Source organism: Flavobacterium sp. CG_9.10, assembly GCF_015752245.1.
GTDB lineage: Bacteria > Bacteroidota > Bacteroidia > Flavobacteriales > Flavobacteriaceae > Flavobacterium.
Window position 1 is genome coordinate 178,119 of the sequence record NZ_JADOVD010000005.1, and the last position, 19,913, is coordinate 198,031.

At 35.2% G+C, this 19,913-nt stretch carries 13 protein-coding genes; 8 read left to right on the plus strand and 5 right to left on the minus strand.

Annotation, left to right across the window (positions count from 1 at the left end; all coding sequences use genetic code 11):
* Positions 1-70: 70 nt before the first annotated feature.
* Positions 71-5,629, minus strand: a complete 5,559-nt coding sequence (locus IWX84_RS06155) for a GEVED domain-containing protein (protein WP_196849867.1) — start codon at positions 5,627-5,629, stop codon at positions 71-73.
* 629 nt (positions 5,630-6,258) lie between these two features.
* Between IWX84_RS06155 and IWX84_RS06160 the strand changes: the two genes are divergently transcribed.
* The 5 genes from IWX84_RS06160 to hemL all read left to right on the plus strand — a co-directional run bounded on the left by IWX84_RS06160 (position 6,259) and on the right by hemL (position 12,241).
* Entirely contained in the window at positions 6,259-6,597 is a 339-nt protein-coding gene (locus tag IWX84_RS06160) for a hypothetical protein (RefSeq protein WP_196849868.1), read from the plus strand.
* 559 nt (positions 6,598-7,156) lie between these two features.
* On the plus strand, positions 7,157-8,992 hold the full coding sequence (locus IWX84_RS06165; RefSeq protein WP_196849869.1) for a T9SS type A sorting domain-containing protein: 1,836 nt from the start codon (positions 7,157-7,159) through the stop codon (positions 8,990-8,992).
* 94 nt (positions 8,993-9,086) lie between these two features.
* Positions 9,087-9,983, plus strand: a complete 897-nt coding sequence (locus tag IWX84_RS06170) for a 1-aminocyclopropane-1-carboxylate deaminase/D-cysteine desulfhydrase (protein ID WP_196849870.1) — start codon at positions 9,087-9,089, stop codon at positions 9,981-9,983.
* The gene (locus tag IWX84_RS06175) at positions 9,976-10,932 is read left to right on the plus strand and encodes a glucosaminidase domain-containing protein (protein WP_196849871.1); all 957 of its coding nucleotides are present in this window, start codon (positions 9,976-9,978) and stop codon (positions 10,930-10,932) included. Before IWX84_RS06170 ends, IWX84_RS06175 begins: the two co-directional genes overlap by 8 nt.
* 22 nt (positions 10,933-10,954) lie before the next feature.
* Positions 10,955-12,241, plus strand: a complete 1,287-nt coding sequence (gene hemL / locus IWX84_RS06180) for a glutamate-1-semialdehyde 2,1-aminomutase (RefSeq protein ID WP_196849872.1) — start codon at positions 10,955-10,957, stop codon at positions 12,239-12,241.
* Between the two features lie 66 nt (positions 12,242-12,307).
* Here the strand turns inward: hemL and IWX84_RS06185 are convergent, their stop codons facing one another.
* Positions 12,308-12,778 (minus strand): hypothetical protein, encoded by a 471-nt coding sequence (locus IWX84_RS06185; protein ID WP_196849873.1) that lies wholly within the window; start codon positions 12,776-12,778, stop codon positions 12,308-12,310.
* A gap of 219 nt (positions 12,779-12,997) precedes the next feature.
* Here IWX84_RS06185 and IWX84_RS06190 point away from each other — a divergent pair, with 219 nt between their 5' ends.
* Positions 12,998-14,809 carry a hypothetical protein gene (locus tag IWX84_RS06190; RefSeq protein WP_196849874.1) on the plus strand — a complete coding sequence of 604 codons (1,812 nt, stop codon included), beginning with the start codon at positions 12,998-13,000 and terminating at the stop codon, positions 14,807-14,809.
* Between the two features lie 92 nt (positions 14,810-14,901).
* Here IWX84_RS06190 and IWX84_RS06195 read toward each other — a convergent pair whose 3' ends face one another.
* Together IWX84_RS06195 and lysS are read right to left on the minus strand one after the other, a co-directional pair.
* Positions 14,902-15,423 (minus strand): hypothetical protein, encoded by a 522-nt coding sequence (locus tag IWX84_RS06195; RefSeq protein ID WP_196849875.1) that lies wholly within the window; start codon positions 15,421-15,423, stop codon positions 14,902-14,904.
* Positions 15,424-15,633: 210 nt separating this feature from the next.
* Positions 15,634-17,343: a lysine--tRNA ligase gene (gene lysS / locus IWX84_RS06200; RefSeq protein ID WP_196849876.1), complete on the minus strand. Its 1,710-nt coding sequence runs from the start codon at positions 17,341-17,343 to the stop codon at positions 15,634-15,636.
* A gap of 207 nt (positions 17,344-17,550) precedes the next feature.
* Between lysS and IWX84_RS06205 the strand changes: the two genes are divergently transcribed.
* Both IWX84_RS06205 and lipB read left to right on the plus strand, forming a co-directional pair.
* Positions 17,551-18,282: a hypothetical protein gene (locus IWX84_RS06205; RefSeq protein ID WP_196849877.1), complete on the plus strand. Its 732-nt coding sequence runs from the start codon at positions 17,551-17,553 to the stop codon at positions 18,280-18,282.
* Between the two features lie 118 nt (positions 18,283-18,400).
* Complete coding sequence (gene lipB, locus IWX84_RS06210) at positions 18,401-19,117, plus strand: lipoyl(octanoyl) transferase LipB (RefSeq protein WP_196849878.1); 717 nt, start codon at positions 18,401-18,403, stop codon at positions 19,115-19,117.
* 110 nt (positions 19,118-19,227) lie between these two features.
* Here lipB and IWX84_RS06215 read toward each other — a convergent pair whose 3' ends face one another.
* Entirely contained in the window at positions 19,228-19,887 is a 660-nt protein-coding gene (locus IWX84_RS06215; protein WP_196849879.1) for a ribonuclease HII, read from the minus strand.
* Positions 19,888-19,913: the final 26 nt, after the last annotated feature.

Sequence of the window (19,913 nt, forward strand, 5' to 3'; positions counted from 1 at the left end):
GAGGAATGGTTTAACTTATTATAAAAAAAACCACTCGGTTAGGAGTGGCTTTTACAGTGATGCTTTTTGATTAATATATTATTTTTTTGGAAACAACAGTGTCATCTTCCAAAGTGATTTTCACAATTAAGCCTGCGGTCATTTTGGTTAAATGATTCAACGTATATTTTAAAGCGCTTACTTTTTTATAACTGTCAATTTTTCTGCCCAATAAATCATAGACAACGATATTTTTTATCAGTTGGTTTGACGATTGAACGGTCACGTTTTGATTTACGATGACATTTACTTCATTGGTTGTGGCCAAATTAAATGTATCCGTTCCTAAAGTTTTATTTGTGAAAAGAAGAACAAAACGTTCGTCAAAATCACCAATTTCTGTTTTAAAAACATAAGGCGCTTCTTTTAAATCATGAATAACATTTTGTACTTTATCTTCTAAATAGATGTTTTGGGTGTCAAAAAGACCATCTATATGATCAATTCGTACCGACAGTTCTCCAGAAATTTCAGAATTATAGCCTAATGGGATATGGTCATTTTCATCAAATGGTAATCCGCGTCCTTGAATGGTTAGTTGAGCTTCGGGTATAATAGAGTAGAAGCTAACATCGTTTCCTCCCAATGATTCTCCGTCAAAACTCCGGTCTAAATGTTCTGTCGCGCCCGCTACATATCCTAATAATGTTTGACTAAAAGCTCCTGAGTTATTGGTCAAGTTCAACCAAATACGGTGTCTTTCTATTTCGGGAACACTCTTTGGAATGGCTTCGTTTTTTTGGTTGTTAGTTAATTTAAAAAAATCTCCATTTTTCCCTTCTGTACCCACACGCATGCTATTATTGAAAGTGGCATTTAAGGTTGTACCATTTGTCATGCTATTAGCCGCTTTTACAAAGAAAGATTGCCCACTGGCAATATAGCCGCTTGGCACGGAGCCTCCTGTACTTGCGGCAGCTGTTGCTGTTCCCCCAGTCGTATTGAAGACAGCATAATCATTTTCTGTGTAGTTTAATACATAATCGCCATAAAAAGGATCCGCATAGGCACTGCTTGGTTGGGCATTGTGTGTCCAAAGATATAAAGTCCCATCAATAACAGGTACATTAGAAGCAAGATTTAAGAATGTTGCTGCATTAATCGCGGAAGGATAGGGATTACCTATGAGGTTCCATTCGTCATCCTCGTCGTTAACGCCTATCGTACCGCTTAGAGTTCCTTTTTGTATTGGAGTTGTTATATCACCATTGTTAGGTGTTCCCACAAATGTGGCGGTGTAAGATGTCTTAATAGTTGAGCTAAAAGTGTTGGGGGCTCGTACAATATATCCTTTGCGAGGATCCATTTTTGTGATGGAAGTTTCACTTTGCCAGTTGCCAGGCCCATTTGAAATTGTTGGTATCCAAGAAAACATCAAAGGACTATTAGGAGATAATAATCCTAAAGTAAAATTAGAAGCTAATGTTACTGGCGTACTCCAATAGGTGTAATCGAGTTTAGACATTGGTTGCGTTATCCTTTGAATATTTGCGATTCCGGTATTAGCGACATTATTTGTTTGAATTAGACTGGCATTGTTGGCTATATTAAAACTTCCTCCTGCTGTTACTGTTACTTTATCAATAACAATAATTGTATTTCCGGAAGTAATATTTAAAACGGAAGCTGCATTTGTTAATGCTAGATTATAAGCATAAGCTAAATCTGAAGTAATTGGATTTGGAGTTATGTTAGAAACTTCTACGCAGTTGCTGGTTGTAGGTTTACCAGGAGGATACCAGTTACTAGGTTGATTATAATTAGAATTAACGGATCCATTCCATGTTTTGGTATTATTAGGAACAGTAATAGTTTTGTTTATTACACAACCATTTGGTAAAGTTGTTTGTGCTGTAAAATCCCACTGGGTTCCTGTGGTTACATTTGGTTTTGCATATACCGTAGCAAGAGGGGTCTTTCCATCATAAGGAATAGTTGCATTTAGATCAGAATATAAATCAGCTACATTTGTACCACCCCAAACAAAGGTTGAAGTTAAAGGTTTTGTTCCAAATAATTTTACATTATCTAATGCGTAACCTTCGTCCCAGCCAGCAGAATATCTGAATCTGAATTTTAAATTAGCCTGATTGATAAAAGATGTAAAATCTACCGTCTTAGTTGCAAAATTCCCTGCACTTCCATCATCGGTTGTATAAGTTATTACTGGTGTAGTAGACCATGTTGTTCCGCCGTCTGTGGAAACTTCAATATCAATTTTATCGGAAGTTCCGTAGTCAGCGTAATAATGATCAAAAGTTAAAGTAAGATTTGTAAATCCATTGGTGTTAATGGCAAAAGATTGTATGGTTGTGTTTACTGTTGTTCCGTCTGCAGTATCTGAAGTAGTAAATGCAAATTTATTTTCGCTAGTACCTGCCCCTCCAGAATTAATCGCGGGCTTAAAAACATTGGTATTTATTGGCAAATAAGAACTAGTTTTTACATTCCATTCTTCCGCTAAAGGGGTATTTCCTTTAGTATTAAAATTACTGATGGAGTATGGTTCAAAATTTCCTAAAGTTCCTCCTTCAAAATTTTCAGTAAATAGATCTTCAATTGCAGAATCGCCGCTTGCACCAATAGTCAATATTGTACCAGATCCGCAAATGGTTGGTAAAGCGGGAGAAAAAGCAATATTGGCAATGGGATAAATAATAGCTTTTACGGCCACCCTAACTAATGATTCGCAACTACCATTATAAGAAGATACATAGTAAGTTGTGGTTGCGGAAATTGATGGCGTTGTCCAAGATCCAGTAGCAGTAGTACCTAATAAAGACCCTCCAGTTTTAGCAGAATACCATCTAAATTCTGTAGCACCACCGTCACTAGCTGCTCCTATATTGACAGTTCCAGTGCCACAATTTGTCCCGCTGGTTACTAGACTTATTTTTGAAGCACAATCAGAAACAATACTTATGGTGAAATCTTCAGCTTCACCTGTAGAATAACCTGTATCACAAGCTAATATAGTGGATGAATCGCCATAACTTCTGGTTCTGACCCGCATTCTATAATTACCCGGGCTTTGGGATGTTGGTACAATAAATCCGAAAGAAGTATCGTTTGTGGCGGTTGTTCCAGTTGTGTAAACTTTTTCTCCTGCATCTAGAAAATCGCCGTCGGAATTCCAATCTATAAAAACGGAAATGAAAGATCCAGTAGGACCTGTTACATCAATATTTAAATTTATTGCTCCTCCGGGAATTTGCCTCCCCAAAATTATCGAAGAATTATCGTCATACCCACTTGCATTATACCCTGCCGATGAACTACTTACCAAATCTTGTAATGTACCTGTGGTTGCTAGGCCATCTATGTAAGTTGTAGAAGTTGTAGAAGAGGGAGCACAATAAGTTTGTGTAACAGTTAAATTACCAGGAGTTGATGTTGCATTGCCACAAGCATTAGTTGCTTTTACTTTATATTTAAAACCTGTCATACTTGACGGAGCGGCAGAAATGGTTAAGGTAGGTGTAGTGGCTCCACTATAAACACCTCCATTTGTAATTATTGAATAGTTTGTGCCGCCATCAGTACTTACTTCCCAAATAATGCTATCCGGACTATTTGCTATTGTGGATGTAAAAGTAGTGCTAGTACCTGAAGCAATAGATTTATTTGGTGGTGTGGTAACTGTAGGTGCCGATGTACATGCGACTGCTGCAGTAACATTTAAAGTGTAATCTTCGTAAGTTCCATATGTTCCCGTGTAACAAGGGGTTGGTGTTCCCAAATCTATCGCACCAATCCTAATTCTGTGATTCCCTATTGTGGCTCCTGACGGAATGGCAATTGTAGCTGCTAAAGTTGCGGATGTAACGCTGCCCGAATACACATTTTCACCAGTATCATTAAAATCTAAATCATCATTCCAGTCTACCCAAATTATCAATTGATAAGCATAGGATAATGTGGAAGTAGTTATATTTATAGGTACAGATGTTCCTTTAATCCCAGTACCTATCATAGCGGTATAATCGCCATAATTAGTAGTTTCGGCAGCTGTGGTATTATTTACGGTGCTAAAAGATACATTAGTAATTCCTGATGCGTCTACTGAACTTGGAGCAGGAATACAATATCCGGTCAAGGTGGTGCCGGTTCCGGTTAATGCTCCACCCGTTTTGTATACAGGTCCGCCGGCACAATTGGTATCGTTATAAGCAAAGATAAAATAATAGTAGGTTGTGCCAGAACTTAAACCAGTTTCGGGTATGGATGTAGTAGCAGCACTTTGAACAAAACTGAAGGCAGCACCTAAAGTGGCAACGTTAGCAGTTGTGTAAATAGTTCCATTTACCGGCTGGGAGGGTGGGGTACTTGTTAATGAACGAACTATCAAATAGCCGCTTGCAGCTGGTGACGATGCCGTGAATGTAAAGGGTAGTGAAGTACTAGTTTTAGTTCCTAATACAAATACGGTTGCTTGAGTAGGGGCGTTGCATGTTGTGTTTGCTATACTTATAGTGTAGTCCTCAGTTTCTCCGTATGTTCCTGACATAGTACAACTCATTCCTGAACCTGAAGCAACGGTTGTGTTATATGCATAACGGACGCGCATTCGAGTTATTCCAGTGGTTGCACCTGCAGGAATAGGAATAGAAATTGTTTTTGTTGTGCTAGGATTAATGGCATTACTGACAAGGAAAAATTCCCCGGAATCTGAAAAACTTCCGTTCTGATTAAAATCAATCCAGACGCCAGCACCATGTGTGCCTGAACCATTTCCAACACTTAGATTAAAGTTGTAGCTTGAGCCTCTAAGTACGGTAGTAGTTTGTGTTCCTGTCGCAGCATAGTTAGTATAGCCACCAGCACCGCAAGTTGAAGTGGTGTTGAGTGTGTTGAAGGTTACATTGCTAATAAAATCGTTTACAGTACAATTTAGATTGCCTGCTGGAGTGCAATAACTCTCTGGTTGTACGTTATCATATTCTATAATTGATATATCATCCAAAATCATCTGAGCTCCGTCGCCGGTCGAATATAAATTGAAACCAATATATTTTATTTCATTTGAACTAACCGTGAATCCAGCTGTATATTTAACGTAACCTGTTGAAGTTACATTATAGGTAGATCCTGCATTTAAAATAATATCAGAACCGGTTGCAGCTTTCATTGCAGCATTAGTAGCTGTTGTACTTTTCATAATTTTAAGCATCCCGGTGGTTACACTTGCTTTTGCATATACAGTTACGAGGTAAAATTTTCCAGTATTTAGTGACAAGGTGTTGTTTGTAATTATAGATCCGTCATAGTACTTACTATTTCCAGTTGATGGTGAAGTGATTTGTACAGATCTTGCCGCGAGATTACCTCCTGTTGTTTGAATATTAAATGATGAGCTGTTAGTATTTGATAAAATTGGTACAGAATCTACACTTTCAAATCCTGTACTCCACAAAGTAGTCTGCCCATTCATCTCATTTCCTAAGAAAAATAGAAAGAACAAACTTAAAAAGGCTATGATAGTTTGGGTGTTATTTTTGGGTGTTTTTGCAGTAGTCTTGGAACAAATTCGACTATAATTTATAATAATAAACTTACATTTTTTATTTTTGTAATAGTAATTTTTGATCATAGGATTTTGTGGTATTATTTGCCGCAAAAGTACCTTATTGATTTTTGTAAAACAACATTTTAACGATTAAATGTTATATTTTTTGACGTAGTTTATCGGATATTTTGCTACTTTCATCGATGATTATGAGGTTTTTATGAAATTCAGTGTAGTTTAAGCCAATTATACGTTAAAAAAGATAAATTAATTGGTATCTGTTTTTGCCTCTAAATGTTGAAAAAAAATTTTTTTTATTATGAAAAATGCAATTTTTTGTAAGAAATAGATTTGATATAAGTGAGCATTTCGAATAGCTCAAATGATTCCAGTTTTTTTTGCATCAATTGGGCAAAAAATCGAATAAGTATATTTTTTTCTGTAAGGGAATACGTGATTTTAATACGAGAAAGACGCACACTATTACTTTTCGCACATTGAGTCATAAAAAAAGTAAATCAATTAGTTTCATAGAAATAATTTCCCCAAACAGATGATGACGAACTAGATTATTAATTTTAGCTTAAGTGGAGTGTGTGATATTTAAAATTTATTTTTATTGTGTTGACCGTTATGTTATTATTATTGTTTTTAAGCATTTTATTTTTATTACTTTGTAATCTATAATCTTTAACACAAAACCTACCCAATAGATGCTTCTAATTGTCACTAAATATTTAATTCCCAAAGGGTATCGTGGATTGACTGCGTTTCCCTTTGTCTTTGTGAAATATCGGGTCGACAAAGAAGATCAGGTTTTTGTAAATCACGAAAAAATTCACCTCCGCCAGCAAGTGGAATTACTGGTACTTCCTTTTTTTATTTGGTATTTTCTCGAATATCTTGTAAGATTGATTCAGTATAAAAACACTGAAATAGCCTATCGGAACATCAGTTTTGAGCGGGAAGCCTATGCCAATGAACTCAATTTAGAGTATTTAAAACACCGCCCTTTCTTTCGATTTTTAAAATATAATGTCAAAAAGAAGTAGTTATAATCGCACTTACAAATTGTTTTTTTTAGCAAAAAATTGACCGCGAGTTCGCTAATTAAAAAAGAAAAAATTTAATTAGAGAATTCGCGGTTTAAATTTTCTTACCTATTTCTAATCTTTATTCCCGACCTACTTTTACACTGTTTTTATAGTATTAATCTAAAACCTTAGCTCTTATGGTTTAAGGTTTTTTAAGTTCAATTTAAATATAAGAAAATTCATGTAATTTAGTTATAAACATGTATTTCATCGATTTTTATAGCTTTTTAACGTATTTAGTACTCTTGTCAAGCTTTCTTTTGTTGTAACTTTATCAAAAAAAAGAGCCTATTTGTAAATTTTACCCAAATTTTTTTTTATTCCTAAGAATTTGCTGATTAATTAATTCAGCTTCTGTTAATCAATTAACAATCAGATATCTGAAATGTATAATAATTTGCAACCTTGGAATCCAAAAAAAAGCAAAGTGTTCTGTAAAATTCAGATTCATTTTTTACGCAGGTAAAATTACAGTGGAGCATAAAAGTATTTTTAAATTAATTAAATCCACCTGTTTATGAGCACAAAAATACTAAATCGATTATTCCTGTTTATTTTCGGGTTTCTAGTTCAAAATTTTGCAAATGCACAAATGTTTGTTAGTCCAAACACTAACGTTTTTGTTAACAATGAAGTGGTGTATGTGAAGCAGGACTTAGAATTAAATGCGGCAAGTAGTAATTTTTACTTAAGAAAAGATGCGCAATTGCTTCAAGGAACTACAGTTGCCGGAGCCAATAAAGGCTTAGGGAATTTATCCGTTTTTCAAGAAGGATCAACTAATAATTTTCAATATAATTACTGGTGTTCTCCTGTTGGAGGAAATATAGCTACTGCGGGAAATGCTACTTTTGGTATAACGCAATTAAAAGATGTCGCTGATTTAACGACTAGTAATGCCCCAAGTATTTTGGCATCGAACAATTATAACGGCACAGCAAGTCCTTTGGCAATTGCTCCTTATTGGATAAATAAACTCACTCCTTTAAATGGGAATTATAACTGGATTCAAGTGGGTTCAACGGCTACTTTGAATGCTGGCGAAGGTTTTACCATGAAGGGAACATCAGGAACTAATGCCATAACAGTAAATGGGGTTCAAAATAACCCAGGAAGCAAACAACGATATGATTTTAGAGGAAAGCCAAATGACGGTACAATTTCTATTCCTGTCGCAACGGCACAGTTCACTTTAACTGGAAATCCATATCCATCAGCAATTGACTTGTCAGCATTTTTGACCGATGCGACGAATTGTACCGGTATTGCTTATTTCTGGGAACAGGATAAAACAGTAAATTCACATTATATAGCAGACTATAAAGGAGGTTATGGAACATTTTCACCTGTAAGTAGATTAGGAAGCGGCATTTATGTTGCGGCAACTTTTTACTCTTACGATGGATCTGGGAACGAAATAATTTCAACTGGAATGGGGGCTAATTATGAAAGACGCTTTTGTCCTGTCGGTCAAGGTTTTATGATAGACGGCGCCGCTAATGGAACAGTTGATATGAAAAATAGTTATAGAGTTTTTGTTAAAGAAGGTGCTGCAAATTATTCGCAGTTTGAAAAAATTGCAAATAGCACTAAAACTAATGACAGTAATGGAAAATTGGCTGCTGTTCAGTCTGTTTCGGGTTTTGATTATAGTACGGTAACAATAACTCCAACGCCGCAAATTAGGTTTAATACCTTATTAAATAATCAAGGAGTGCGTCAATTAGCGTTGGCTTTTATTCCGGAAGCGACAGACGGGGTGGATCATGCCATGGATGCACTGTCTTCGGGTGATGATTCGAGTGCCGATGTCTATTTTGTTTTGGACGATTCAGAATATATCATTAATGCATTAAAATTTGATATTGATAAAAGCATTCCTATTGGTTTTAAAAATGCCCAAGAAGCTAATTACAAAATTACTGTCAAAGAGATTTTAAATTTTAATGCTGCGAATAATGTTTACTTACACGATAAAACGGCTGATTTATATTATGACATTAAAAATAGTTTTCACGAGATGACCTTGCCTGCCGGAGTCAATAATAAACAATATGAAATTACCTTTAAGACTAAAACTACTTTAGGGCTTAATACGGAAGCCACTCAAAATTTTGTCGTGTACCAAAACAATGCTACTAAAAGTTTAACAATTAATAATGCGTTATTGATGGATCTTGATGCGTGTAGTTTGTATGATGTGGCTGGGAAAATAATTTTTAGTAAGAAGGATTTGGGCGTCAATTCCACTTATAAATTTTCTACATCAGGACTAAGTGACGGTATTTATATCGTTAAACTATCCACAAAGGATAAAATAGAAGTGGGTAAAAAAATTATCATTAAAAATTAAAATTGTAGGAAAGAGCAAAAAAATAGAAGTGCAATATGTTAAGATTGCACTTTTTTTATATATAAATTTTATCTTTGCAGAAAACATACTTGGTTTGAATCAACAAATAGCATTAGAATTTCCAAACTCTATTTCACTGCATATCAAAAGGGAAGATTTGATTCATCCTTTCGTTTCTGGAAATAAGTTTAGAAAGCTAAAGTATAATTTGCTTCAAGCAAAAGCGGAGCATCAGGAAATTTTGCTAACTTTTGGAGGTGCGTTTTCCAATCATATTGCGGCAGTAGCTTTTGCAGGGAAAGAAAAAGGATTCAAAACTATTGGTATTATTCGAGGGGATGAACTGAAGGACAAAATTTCGGAAAATCCAACCTTGACATTTGCTCAAAGCTGCGGAATGCAATTCGAATTTGTTAGCAGAGAATCCTATCGGTTAAAAAACGAAATTCCATTTTTGGAAAATTTAAAACAAAAATTTGGTGATTTTTACCTTATTCCAGAAGGAGGAACCAATGCATTGGCCATCAAAGGCTGTGAGGAAATATTAAATGAAAAAGATGCCGACTTTGATTATATCTGCTGTTCAATTGGAACAGGTGGAACCATTTCGGGACTTATTAACAGTATTTTGCCACACCAAAAAGTTTTAGGATTTCCAGCATTAAAAGGGGATTTTTTAACGGATGAAATTCGTAATATTGTAATAAATAATAATTGGGAATTGCTAACGGATTATCATTTTGGAGGCTATGGGAAAGTAAATAGTGAGTTAATCGCATTTATAAACCAGTTTTTCAAAGAAAATAACATTCCTTTGGATCCTATTTATACTGGAAAGATGGTTTTTGGCGTTATAGATTTAATACACCGGAACTATTTTCCAGCTCAATCAAAAATTTTACTCATTCATACTGGTGGAATTCAAGGAATTCAAGGGATGAATATGAAACTAAGAAATAAACAATTACCAACAATCGACATCAATGTTTAAAAAAATTATACTCATTCTCATCCTAATAACTTTAGTAGGCTGTAACGCAGCTAAACCAGTTGTTATCACTACTAAAAAAATGCCTTTGAATCAAAAGAAGGTGATTGTTCATACTACTAAAGTAACAAAAGTAACAAAAGCGCCAATTACGACAAAAACAATAGCAGCAAAAACAATAGTTACAAAGACAGCTTTAAAAAAGCCTGTTGTAGAAAATCAGCCAGAACAAGAATATCCTAATCAAATAACGGAAGTAATAGTTTCAACTTCGCAAACAGTAGTTAGTAGTGATGTGGTCGTTAACTATGTCGCTCAATTCAAAAATGTAGCGATGGATAACATGAGAATTTATGGCATTCCGGCTAGTATTGTTTTGGCGCAGGGAATTTTGGAATCAGGAGCTGGAAGAGGTGATTTGGCGGTAAATGCTAATAATCATTTTGGAATAAAATGCCATGAAGATTGGAGAGGCGATACCATAAGACATGATGATGATTCAGATCAGGAATGCTTCAGGAAGTATGATAATGTATCGGAATCTTTCAAAGATCACGCCCTGTTTTTAACCAGTAGAGGGAGATATTCTAATTTGTTTGCCTTGTCAAAAGGAGATTATAAAGGATGGGCAAGAGGATTAAGAACTGCAGGCTATGCAACAGATCCTAAATATCCTAATAAATTGATTTCCTATATCGAGCGTTACAATTTACAACAATATGACAGTGAGGTGCTAGGAATTGAATATAAAGCAATTGAAAAGCAATTAACAGCCAAAATTCCTATGGAGGCGATAAAGAATACAAGTCGGGAAGTAACTTCATATCAGGTTCAAAAAGGCGATACGCTTTATTCGATTTCCAAAAAATTCAACTTAGTACTTGAGGAACTAAAACACAAAAACAATCTTAGGGACAATTCCGTTTCAGTTGGGCAACAACTGAAAATCTAAAATTATAAATCTAAAATTTAAAATGTCATATACAAGAAGTAGTCAGCTTTTTGCTGAAGCAGAAAAAGTAATTCCTGGAGGTGTAAATTCACCGGTAAGAGCCTTTAAAGCAGTGGGTGGAACCCCAATTTTTGTCAAAAGTGCCAAAGGTGCTTATTTGTATGATGAAGATGGAAATCGCTTAATTGATTACATTAATTCATGGGGCCCAATGATTTTAGGCCATGCTTATGAACCGGTTGTACAAGCTGTAATTGAAAAAGCAAAATTAGGAACATCTTTTGGAATGCCCACAGAATTAGAAACACAAATTGCTGCTTTAGCCGTTTCTATGGTTCCAAATATTGATAAGATAAGATTCGTAAATTCAGGTACCGAGGCTTGTATGAGCGCCGTAAGACTGGCTCGCGGTTATACCAAAAAAGATAAAATAATAAAATTTGCAGGTTGTTACCATGGTCATTCCGATTCTTTCCTGATTCAGGCGGGAAGTGGTGCAATTACTTTCGGGTCACCGAACAGTCCTGGAGTTACTGCTGGTACCGCAAAGGATACGTTATTAGCAAAATACAATGATTTAGAAAATGTTGCCACATTAATTGAAGCTAATAAAAACGAGATTGCCGCGATTATCGTTGAACCTGTTGCAGGGAATATGGGTTGTATTCCGCCTAATAGAGGTTTTTTAGAAGGCTTACGCCAATTGTGTACAGACAATGATATTCTATTAATTTTTGATGAAGTAATGACGGGATTCAGACTCGCAAGAGGAGGAGTTCAGGAATTGCTGAATGTGAATGCCGATATGGTGTGCTTCGGGAAAGTAATAGGAGGAGGATTGCCGGTAGGAGCATTTGCTGCCCGCGCAGAAATTATGAATTATCTGGCTCCATTAGGACCGGTTTATCAAGCGGGAACATTGTCAGGAAATCCATTAGCAATGGCTGCGGGACTGGCAATGTTACAAGCGTTAGATGCTGATCGAGCAATTTTTAAAAGATTAGAAGAAAAAACTGCTTATTTGGCCGCAGGAATCGACAAAGTATTGAAAGCGAACAACGTTGTTTATACAATCAATAGGATTGGATCTATGATTTCAGTTCATTTTGACGAGGCTCCGGTAGTTGATTTTCAAACGGCTGCGAAAGGAGATAATGAAACCTTCAAAAAATTCTTCCATGGTTTATTGCAAGAAGGGATTTATATCGCCCCATCGGCTTATGAGACTTGGTTTATTACTGATGCATTATCTTATGAAGATTTAGATTTTACCATTCAAGCAGTAGACAAAGTTTCCAAAACATTTTAAACGAAAAAAAGACCCAAATTTGGGTCTTTTTTTATGAAATAAGATGAAATATTTCAAGTAAATGGATTATTTTTTGTCCTCCATATTTGCTGGTTTCCCGTTTTTATGGCGCATCATTCTGTTTTTCATTCCGTGATGTCTTTTCCCTTTCATGTCTTCCCATTTTTTAAATTGTTCTTGATTAAGAATTTTTTTCATTCTTTCTTTCATAACAATTTGTTCATCTAACATCTTGTTTTTTCTTGCAAACAGTTCATCAGAAGTGAGTTTTTTACCAGCCTCTTTATTGGCTTTCATTTCCATCATTCTTGCTTCTCTTTTGGCACTATTCTCAGCAATGATTTTACCCATTTCTTTTTGTTGTGAAGCATTTAAATCCAACTCCAATGTCATTTTTTTTAACATCAGTTGATTTCGCTGTTCTGGAGTAAATTTTTCCATTTCAGCTCTATCATGTCTTTTACCTGTTTCTTTTTTGTCTTGAGCAAAGCTTGTCATTCCAACAATTAACAATGCAGCAATAATTAATCTTTTCATTTTTATTGTTTTTAAATTATACTAATAAGACGAGGATAGTTAAGTAAGGTTTAATTGTTAACAAAAGTTTATAGTTTCTATTCTTGAAGAATTCCCATTGACTAGTCTCATAAAACAGTATGGTTTTCAATGAAGTAAATAGTACTTCATGATATTTATCAGTTTTTAAACTGTTTTCTTTATCGAATTTTGTGCTTTGTTTAATAAATCATCAAACGCATGAAAACAACTAAACCGTTACATACTTTCCATATACCAGTGATGGGACTTGCTTACACCATAGACAGTCCAATTCGCGTGGCAAAATATGGGATATCCTCTGTGATTTCGATTATAGACGATGATCTTATAGAAAAAATGAATGCTTTTTATAGCAAAAAATTCAACCTTCCATATCAGGAAATTTCCCAAAAAATCCATGATTATCGTGCGGAACGCATTACATCTTATCTAAATTTGGTAGATAAAATCGTAAAAGATAAATTCGAAAGTTTCAAGAACGAATTGGCGGAAAGCAAACTGGCATTAGAAAATTATATGGCCATGTTACCGAACAAATCCGAGATCAAAAAAGGACTTCAGAATCTAATGGATGACGGAATCGCCTTTAAGGAAAACATCAAGAATTATCTTGAAAACAACCTGACCGCAGGTGAGATTGATGTCAATATCATGACCAAAGTCGATAAAGATAATTTCATAAAAGAGGAACAATTACCGGCTGCTTACAATGATGCTCATGCTTCACTTCGCGGTTTTGCTAATAGTACGTTGACTTCTTCGGTGGTGCTTTCAGCAGGAATGAATCCAAGATTGTACAGTTATTTCGAAAATTTCGATGTCTTTTTCCCGGATACCAACAATACTTTGAAGAAGAAAATTATTCTAAAAGTGAGTGATTTCCGTTCGGCAATGATTCAAGGGAATTTTTTAGCCAAAAAAGGACTTTGGGTTTCTGAATACCGGATTGAATCCGGATTGAATTGTGGCGGACATGCTTTTGCTACTGATGGGTATTTGTTAGGTCCTATTTTGGAAGAATTCAAACAGAAAAAAGAACAATTGATTCAGTCTGCGCATGATTTAATGGTCAAAGCTTTAGCGCAAAAGAGATTGCACGTTCCTGAACAACCATTGGATTTAAAAATTACCGTTCAGGGCGGAGTAGGCACGGCCGAAGAACATGCCTTTTTATTGGATTATTATCATGTGGATTCTGTGGGTTGGGGTTCTCCATTTTTATTGGTTCCCGAAGCTACTTCTGTTGATCAAGCCACAAGAGAATTATTGGCAAAAGCCAAAGTAGAAGATTTGTATTTGAGTCATATTTCTCCTTTGGGAATTCCATTTAACACCTTAAAAGGAACAACGAATGAGCATTTAAAACTCAAGCGTATTCATGATAATAATGCAGGAAGTTCTTGTCCTAAAAAGTTTTTGGCGTTAAGCAAAGAATATGGGGCTAAAGGAATTTGTTCTGCTTCCAAAAAATTTCAGGATTTAAAATTGGAGGAGTTGGACACCAAGAAAGATACTTTGACTGCCGAAATGTTTGAAAATGCAAAAAATAAAATCACCGAAAAATCGTGTCTTTGTGTTGGTTTAGCCAATGCTTCCTATCTGGAAAATGAGATCAAGATTAAAGGACAGGCGCAAGGTGTAGTCATTTGTCCGGGACCTAATATGGCTTATTTTGACCATGAAGTTTCCCTTTCTGAAATGGTGCAGCATATTTATGGAAACACTTCGGTATTGAACGTTAAAAACCGTCCGAATATGTTTGTGAAAGAATTGAAAATGTATGTAGATTATTTGAAAAATGAAATCGCAACTGTTTCTGCCGAAATAACTGCCCCGCAAATTAAAAAATGGAATTCCTTTAAAAATAATTTGATAGAAGGAATTGGGTACTATCAATCCTTATTTTCTTCTTCATTTTCTTCTCAAACCAATGTTAATAGTATTCATTTGCTAGACTTTTATAAAGAGGAATTGTTTGGAATAAAAATTCCTGAACTGGAATTGGTTTAAATAGAAATCGGCTTGAAATTATTCAAGCCGATTTTTTATTTCCTAATAATGAATTTAATGTTTTTATTATCTATCCTTCCGCATAAGTAATCTTAGAAATGCAATGCAAACCCAATATTAAATTGTAAACTGTTGTCGTAATATTGTTTATGTGTAGCCATATTATAGCGAATTCCAGGTTCTATACTTACATTTTTTCCTAAAAATAAGGCATAACCTACTTGAGCACCAACATATGTTGGATTAGCATCTGCATTACCAAAACCTACACCGTTATACGAAAGCTCAACAGGAATCATACTTTTAAAATAATATTTGGCTCCGATTTTATAAGCAATAGGTTCATTTTGTCCTGCTATACCATTATCACCATAACCTAATCCTAATTTTAGCGCCAGATTGTTTTTGATGAAATAACCGCCCTCGACTCCAATGTTGTAAGCAGTAACACCGTCAGAAGAAGTTAGGTACAATGAAGTAGAACCTACATTTTTACCAAATCCAGTATTTACTTCTACGAGCCATTTCCCTTTTGAAACTTGGCCTTCTTTTGCTTGACCATTTGCAAATCCAAATGCAAATAACGCAAGGGCAGCTAAAATAATTTTCTTCATATTTATTTGTTTGTTTTTTGTTCAAACAAAAATAGAATTAAAACTTATTTAAATAAGAAATTTATGACATATTTAACTAAAAGTAAATTTTAAAAAAATCATACTATCTACTTGGTTTTGTAACATAAACATATTGCAATATGAAGTATTTTCATAAAAAAAGGAGCTTCAATTTGAAGCTCCTTTTATATATATATTTCTCGAATAAACTTATTCTTTCAATCTACAGGCCTTACTTTCTCCAACAACCACAACTTCGGTCATTCCCAAAGAAGATAAGTTTTTCATGGCTTTATCCCATTTCTTCCCACTCAATTCTGATTTGATTTTTAGTAACCCAAAATCCATTTGGTTTTCATTGGTTTTCAACAGCGCAACAATCAATTTTTCGTCATCTTCCAATTCAATTTGAACTTGCTTTTTCTCTGGTCGCATTTGCGGGAACAACAACACTTCTTGAATAGAAGCATTATTTGTCAAATACATAATCAATCGGTCCATTCCTATTCCCATTCCTGATGTTGGAGGCATTCCGTATTCTAACGCTCTCAAGAAATCTTCATCGATAATTCCCGTGGCTTCATCATCTCCTTTTTCAGCCAAACGCATTTGGTCTTCAAAACGTTCTCTTTGATCAATTGGGTCATTCAATTCCGAATAAGCATTTGCCACTTCTTTACCACAAACCATTAATTCAAAACGCTCTGTCAATTCCGGATTATCGCGGTGTGATTTACACAAAGGCGACATTTCCTTTGGATAATCAGTGATGTAAGTAGGCTGAATATAATTTCCCTCGCATTTCGCACCAAAAATCTCATCGATCAATTTTCCTTTCCCCATTGTAGCATCCACGTCAATTCCCATGCCTCTTGCAGCATCAAAAAGTTCAGTTTCACTTTTTCCAGAAATATCAAAACCAGTAAAATGTTTGATAGAATCTGTCATCGTAACACGAGCATAAGGTGCTTTAAAGCTGATTTTGTGTTCTCCAAAAGTAACTTCACTAGTTCCGTTTACCGCAATGGCACAATATTCCAGCAAATCTTCGGCAAATTTCATCATCCAATTGTAGTCTTTGTAGGCTACATATATTTCCATGGCAGTAAATTCCGGGTTGTGCGTTCTGTCCATTCCTTCATTACGGAAATTTTTCGAAAACTCATAAACCCCTTCAAAACCACCAACAATTAATCTTTTTAAGTACAACTCATTCGCAATACGCATGTATAAAGGCATATCAAGCGAGTTGTGGTGTGTGATAAAAGGACGCGCTGCGGCACCACCAGGAATTGGTTGTAAAACAGGTGTTTCCACTTCGAGATATCCTTTATCATTAAAGAAAGTACGCATCGCATTGAACAATTTTGTTCTTTTGATAAACGTTTCTTTAACGTGATCGTTTACCGTTAAATCTACATAACGACGACGGTATCTTTGTTCCGGATCAGCAAAAGCATCGTGTGTTTTTCCGTCAGCATCCGTTTTTACAACAGGAAGTGGTTTCAAGGCTTTTGCCAAAACTGTCAATCCATACACATGGACCGAGATTTCACCCACTTGCGTTTTGAAAACCGTTCCGCGAACCCCAATAAAATCGCCAATATCCAATAGTTTTTTGAAAACCACATTGTACATCGTTTTCTCCTCATCAGTTGAAATATCATCTCTCGAAACATAGATTTGAATACGTCCTTCAGCATCTTTCAATTCTGCAAATGACGCCTTTCCCATGATACGCTTACCCATCAATCGTCCTGCTAAAACAACTTCTTTCCCTTCGTACTTCTCGAAATCGGCTAGGATTTCGCTGGAATAAGCGGTTGTGATAAATTCGGCTGCTGGATAAGGCTCGATGCCTAAATTGCGTAATTCGGTAAGTGCTTCTCTACGTAATATTTCTTGTTCGGATAATGCCATTTTATGCTGTTTTTAAGAGCGCAAAGATACTGTATAAGTAGCAAAGTAACAAAGTGCTAAAGGTTTTTTGGAGCTATTTCCAGCTTTCCGTTGCAATCTTTTTATTTTTGGCAGCAAAAATAAAAAGGATTTCCACTATAATCTGGGCTAGGAATTGTAGTTATTATTCTACATTTGACAAAAAATAACGATTCAAAATCATAAAAATTGAAAAATAAAATTTACGCCTTTATACTTTTAGTTATTCTAACAACAAGTTGCCAAATCACCGAAACCATCCATCTAAACCAAGACGGTTCCGGAAAAATAGAAACCGAATCACTTCGCGACGAACACAGCTACATGCAATTAGCGGGTGAAAATTATTCCAAAGAAGAAAAATTCGAGGATACAACTTACGTTTTTAAGGATTTCATAGCGAAATATGCGGAAACATTTTCGAAACTTCCAGAATTCGAAAAAGCTGTTTTTCAAAAGTTTTCAAACGTGAATGTTCACATCAAGAAAAGTTCCTACGAGAAAGAATTTAGAACAAAAATCAATCAAAACTTCGATAAAATTTCAGCAGTTCCTGATTTATACAAAACCCAAGAATATGCGGATGATTTAGAACATAATTATGCCTTAACTGCCGAAGAACATTATTATAGTGTAAGTTATGCTTTTGACGGAAGTCTTTTTAAAAGAATAGTAAAAATTACAGATCCAGTTGAATTAAAAAAACAGCAAGATAAAATTTCAGAATTGAAAACTCGAGTAGCCAATTTTAAAATCAGCCAGCCGTATGTTTTAAAATATCATTTTCCTCGAAAAATAAAGTCAGTTTCGAATGCAAATGCAAAAATTTCCGAAGACAAAAAATCATTGGAATTACAATTTCTGATATCGGATTGTTTGCAAAATCCAGAAAGTACAAATTTAGAAGTGATTTTAGAATAATAATTTTAAACTTAAAGATGTATTGGAACACTGTATTATTCATTCTTGAAAACTTTGTACCTTTGCCAATAAAAAATAAGGAAACGAAATAGGATCGCTTCGTTCCTCGCAATGACAAATGAACAAAACCATCCAACTCCAAGATTTAGGAACTAAAGATTACAAGGAAACTTGGGAATACCAAGAAGAATTGTTCAAAGGAATCGTCGATTTAAAAATTCGAAATCGCAGAGAAGAACTTGACCTCGAAACCCCCAATTATTTTCTTTTTGTAGAACATCCGCATGTGTATACTTTGGGTAAAAGTGGTGATTTAAGTAATTTGCTTTTATCCGAAAAACAACTCGAAGCCAAAGGAGCGACTTTCTATAAAATCAATCGTGGTGGTGATATTACTTATCACGGGCCAGGTCAAATTGTAGGTTATCCAATTATTGACTTAGAAAATTTCTTTACTGATATTCATAAATACCTGCGTTTCCTAGAAGAAGCCATTATTCTTACACTTCAAGAATATGGAATTTCTTGTGGCAGAAGCGAAGGCGAAACCGGAGTTTGGTTAGGCGTAGGAACACCATTTGCAAGAAAAATATGTGCTATGGGTGTTCGTGCTTCGCGTTGGGTAACCATGCACGGATTTGCACTAAACATAAATGCTGATTTGGGTTATTTTGATAATATTATTCCGTGTGGTATTCGCGGTAAAGCCGTAACTTCATTAAACGTAGAACTCGGTGTTGAAAAAGTAAATGAAGAAGAAGTAAAAGAAAAAATCCTGAAACATTTCACGGAGTTATTCGCTTGTGAGTTTCAACCTGCAATTAATAATCGTTAATCTACAATCGAAAATTAATGGCAATTTCAATAACAAAAATCAATTTCACCTTAAATTCTCTTGACTGCGCATAAATCTGCAATCAAAAATCGTTAATCTACAATCTTAAATCAAATTTCTAATTTAAGTTGTTCAGGTAGCAATTTGAAGGTCATTCGATGGTATTTCGTTACGCCATATTTTCTAATCGCTTCACGGTGTTCTTTGGTGGGATATCCTTTGTTTTGTTTCCAATTATACATCGGGAATTCTTCATGAATCCGGTTCATGTACTCATCGCGGTACGTTTTTGCCAATACCGAAGCTGCCGCAATACTCATGAATTTGGAGTCTCCTTTTACAATACTGGAACTCGGAATCGAGGTGAGAATCTCAATTTCATCATCTGTAAAAATTTTTCCACTTATATTTTTTATCCCTTTTTTTCTAATAAAAGGACTGTTTCCGTCCACAATAATATATTCCGGTTGTGGTTTGAGTTTTAAAACACATTCTTGCATTGCTTTTATAGATGCATTCAAAATGTTAATAGAGTCAATTTCTAACGGTTCAAGATGTGTTACTGCAAACGTGATGGCTTGTTGCTCGATAATCGGTCGTAATTTTTCTCTGGCTCTTTCAGATAATTGCTTGCTGTCATTCAGAATTTCATTCACAAAATCATTTGGAAGGATTACTGCCGCCGCTGTAACGGGTCCGGCGAGACAACCACGACCAGCTTCATCAGTTCCCGTTTCTAAATTTGGTGTTAAAAAATAAGGGCTTAACATTAAATTAATTTTGACAAAAATACAAG

Bases quoted from the DNA above. Each gene is read 5' to 3' on its own strand.
- IWX84_RS06160 (WP_196849868.1), top strand. From the start codon at position 6,259: ATGCTTCTAATTGTCACTAAATATTTAATTCCCAAAGGGTATCGTGGA.
- IWX84_RS06165 (WP_196849869.1), top strand. From the start codon at position 7,157: ATGAGCACAAAAATACTAAATCGATTATTCCTGTTTATTTTCGGGTTT.
- IWX84_RS06215 (WP_196849879.1), bottom strand. From the start codon at position 19,887: ATGTTAAGCCCTTATTTTTTAACACCAAATTTAGAAACGGGAACTGAT.
- lysS (WP_196849876.1), bottom strand. From the start codon at position 17,343: ATGGCATTATCCGAACAAGAAATATTACGTAGAGAAGCACTTACCGAA.
- lipB (WP_196849878.1), top strand. From the start codon at position 18,401: ATGAACAAAACCATCCAACTCCAAGATTTAGGAACTAAAGATTACAAG.
- IWX84_RS06155 (WP_196849867.1), bottom strand. From the start codon at position 5,629: ATGATCAAAAATTACTATTACAAAAATAAAAAATGTAAGTTTATTATT.
- IWX84_RS06175 (WP_196849871.1), top strand. From the start codon at position 9,976: ATGTTTAAAAAAATTATACTCATTCTCATCCTAATAACTTTAGTAGGC.
- hemL (WP_196849872.1), top strand. From the start codon at position 10,955: ATGTCATATACAAGAAGTAGTCAGCTTTTTGCTGAAGCAGAAAAAGTA.
- IWX84_RS06185 (WP_196849873.1), bottom strand. From the start codon at position 12,778: ATGAAAAGATTAATTATTGCTGCATTGTTAATTGTTGGAATGACAAGC.
- IWX84_RS06195 (WP_196849875.1), bottom strand. From the start codon at position 15,423: ATGAAGAAAATTATTTTAGCTGCCCTTGCGTTATTTGCATTTGGATTT.
- IWX84_RS06190 (WP_196849874.1), top strand. From the start codon at position 12,998: ATGAAAACAACTAAACCGTTACATACTTTCCATATACCAGTGATGGGA.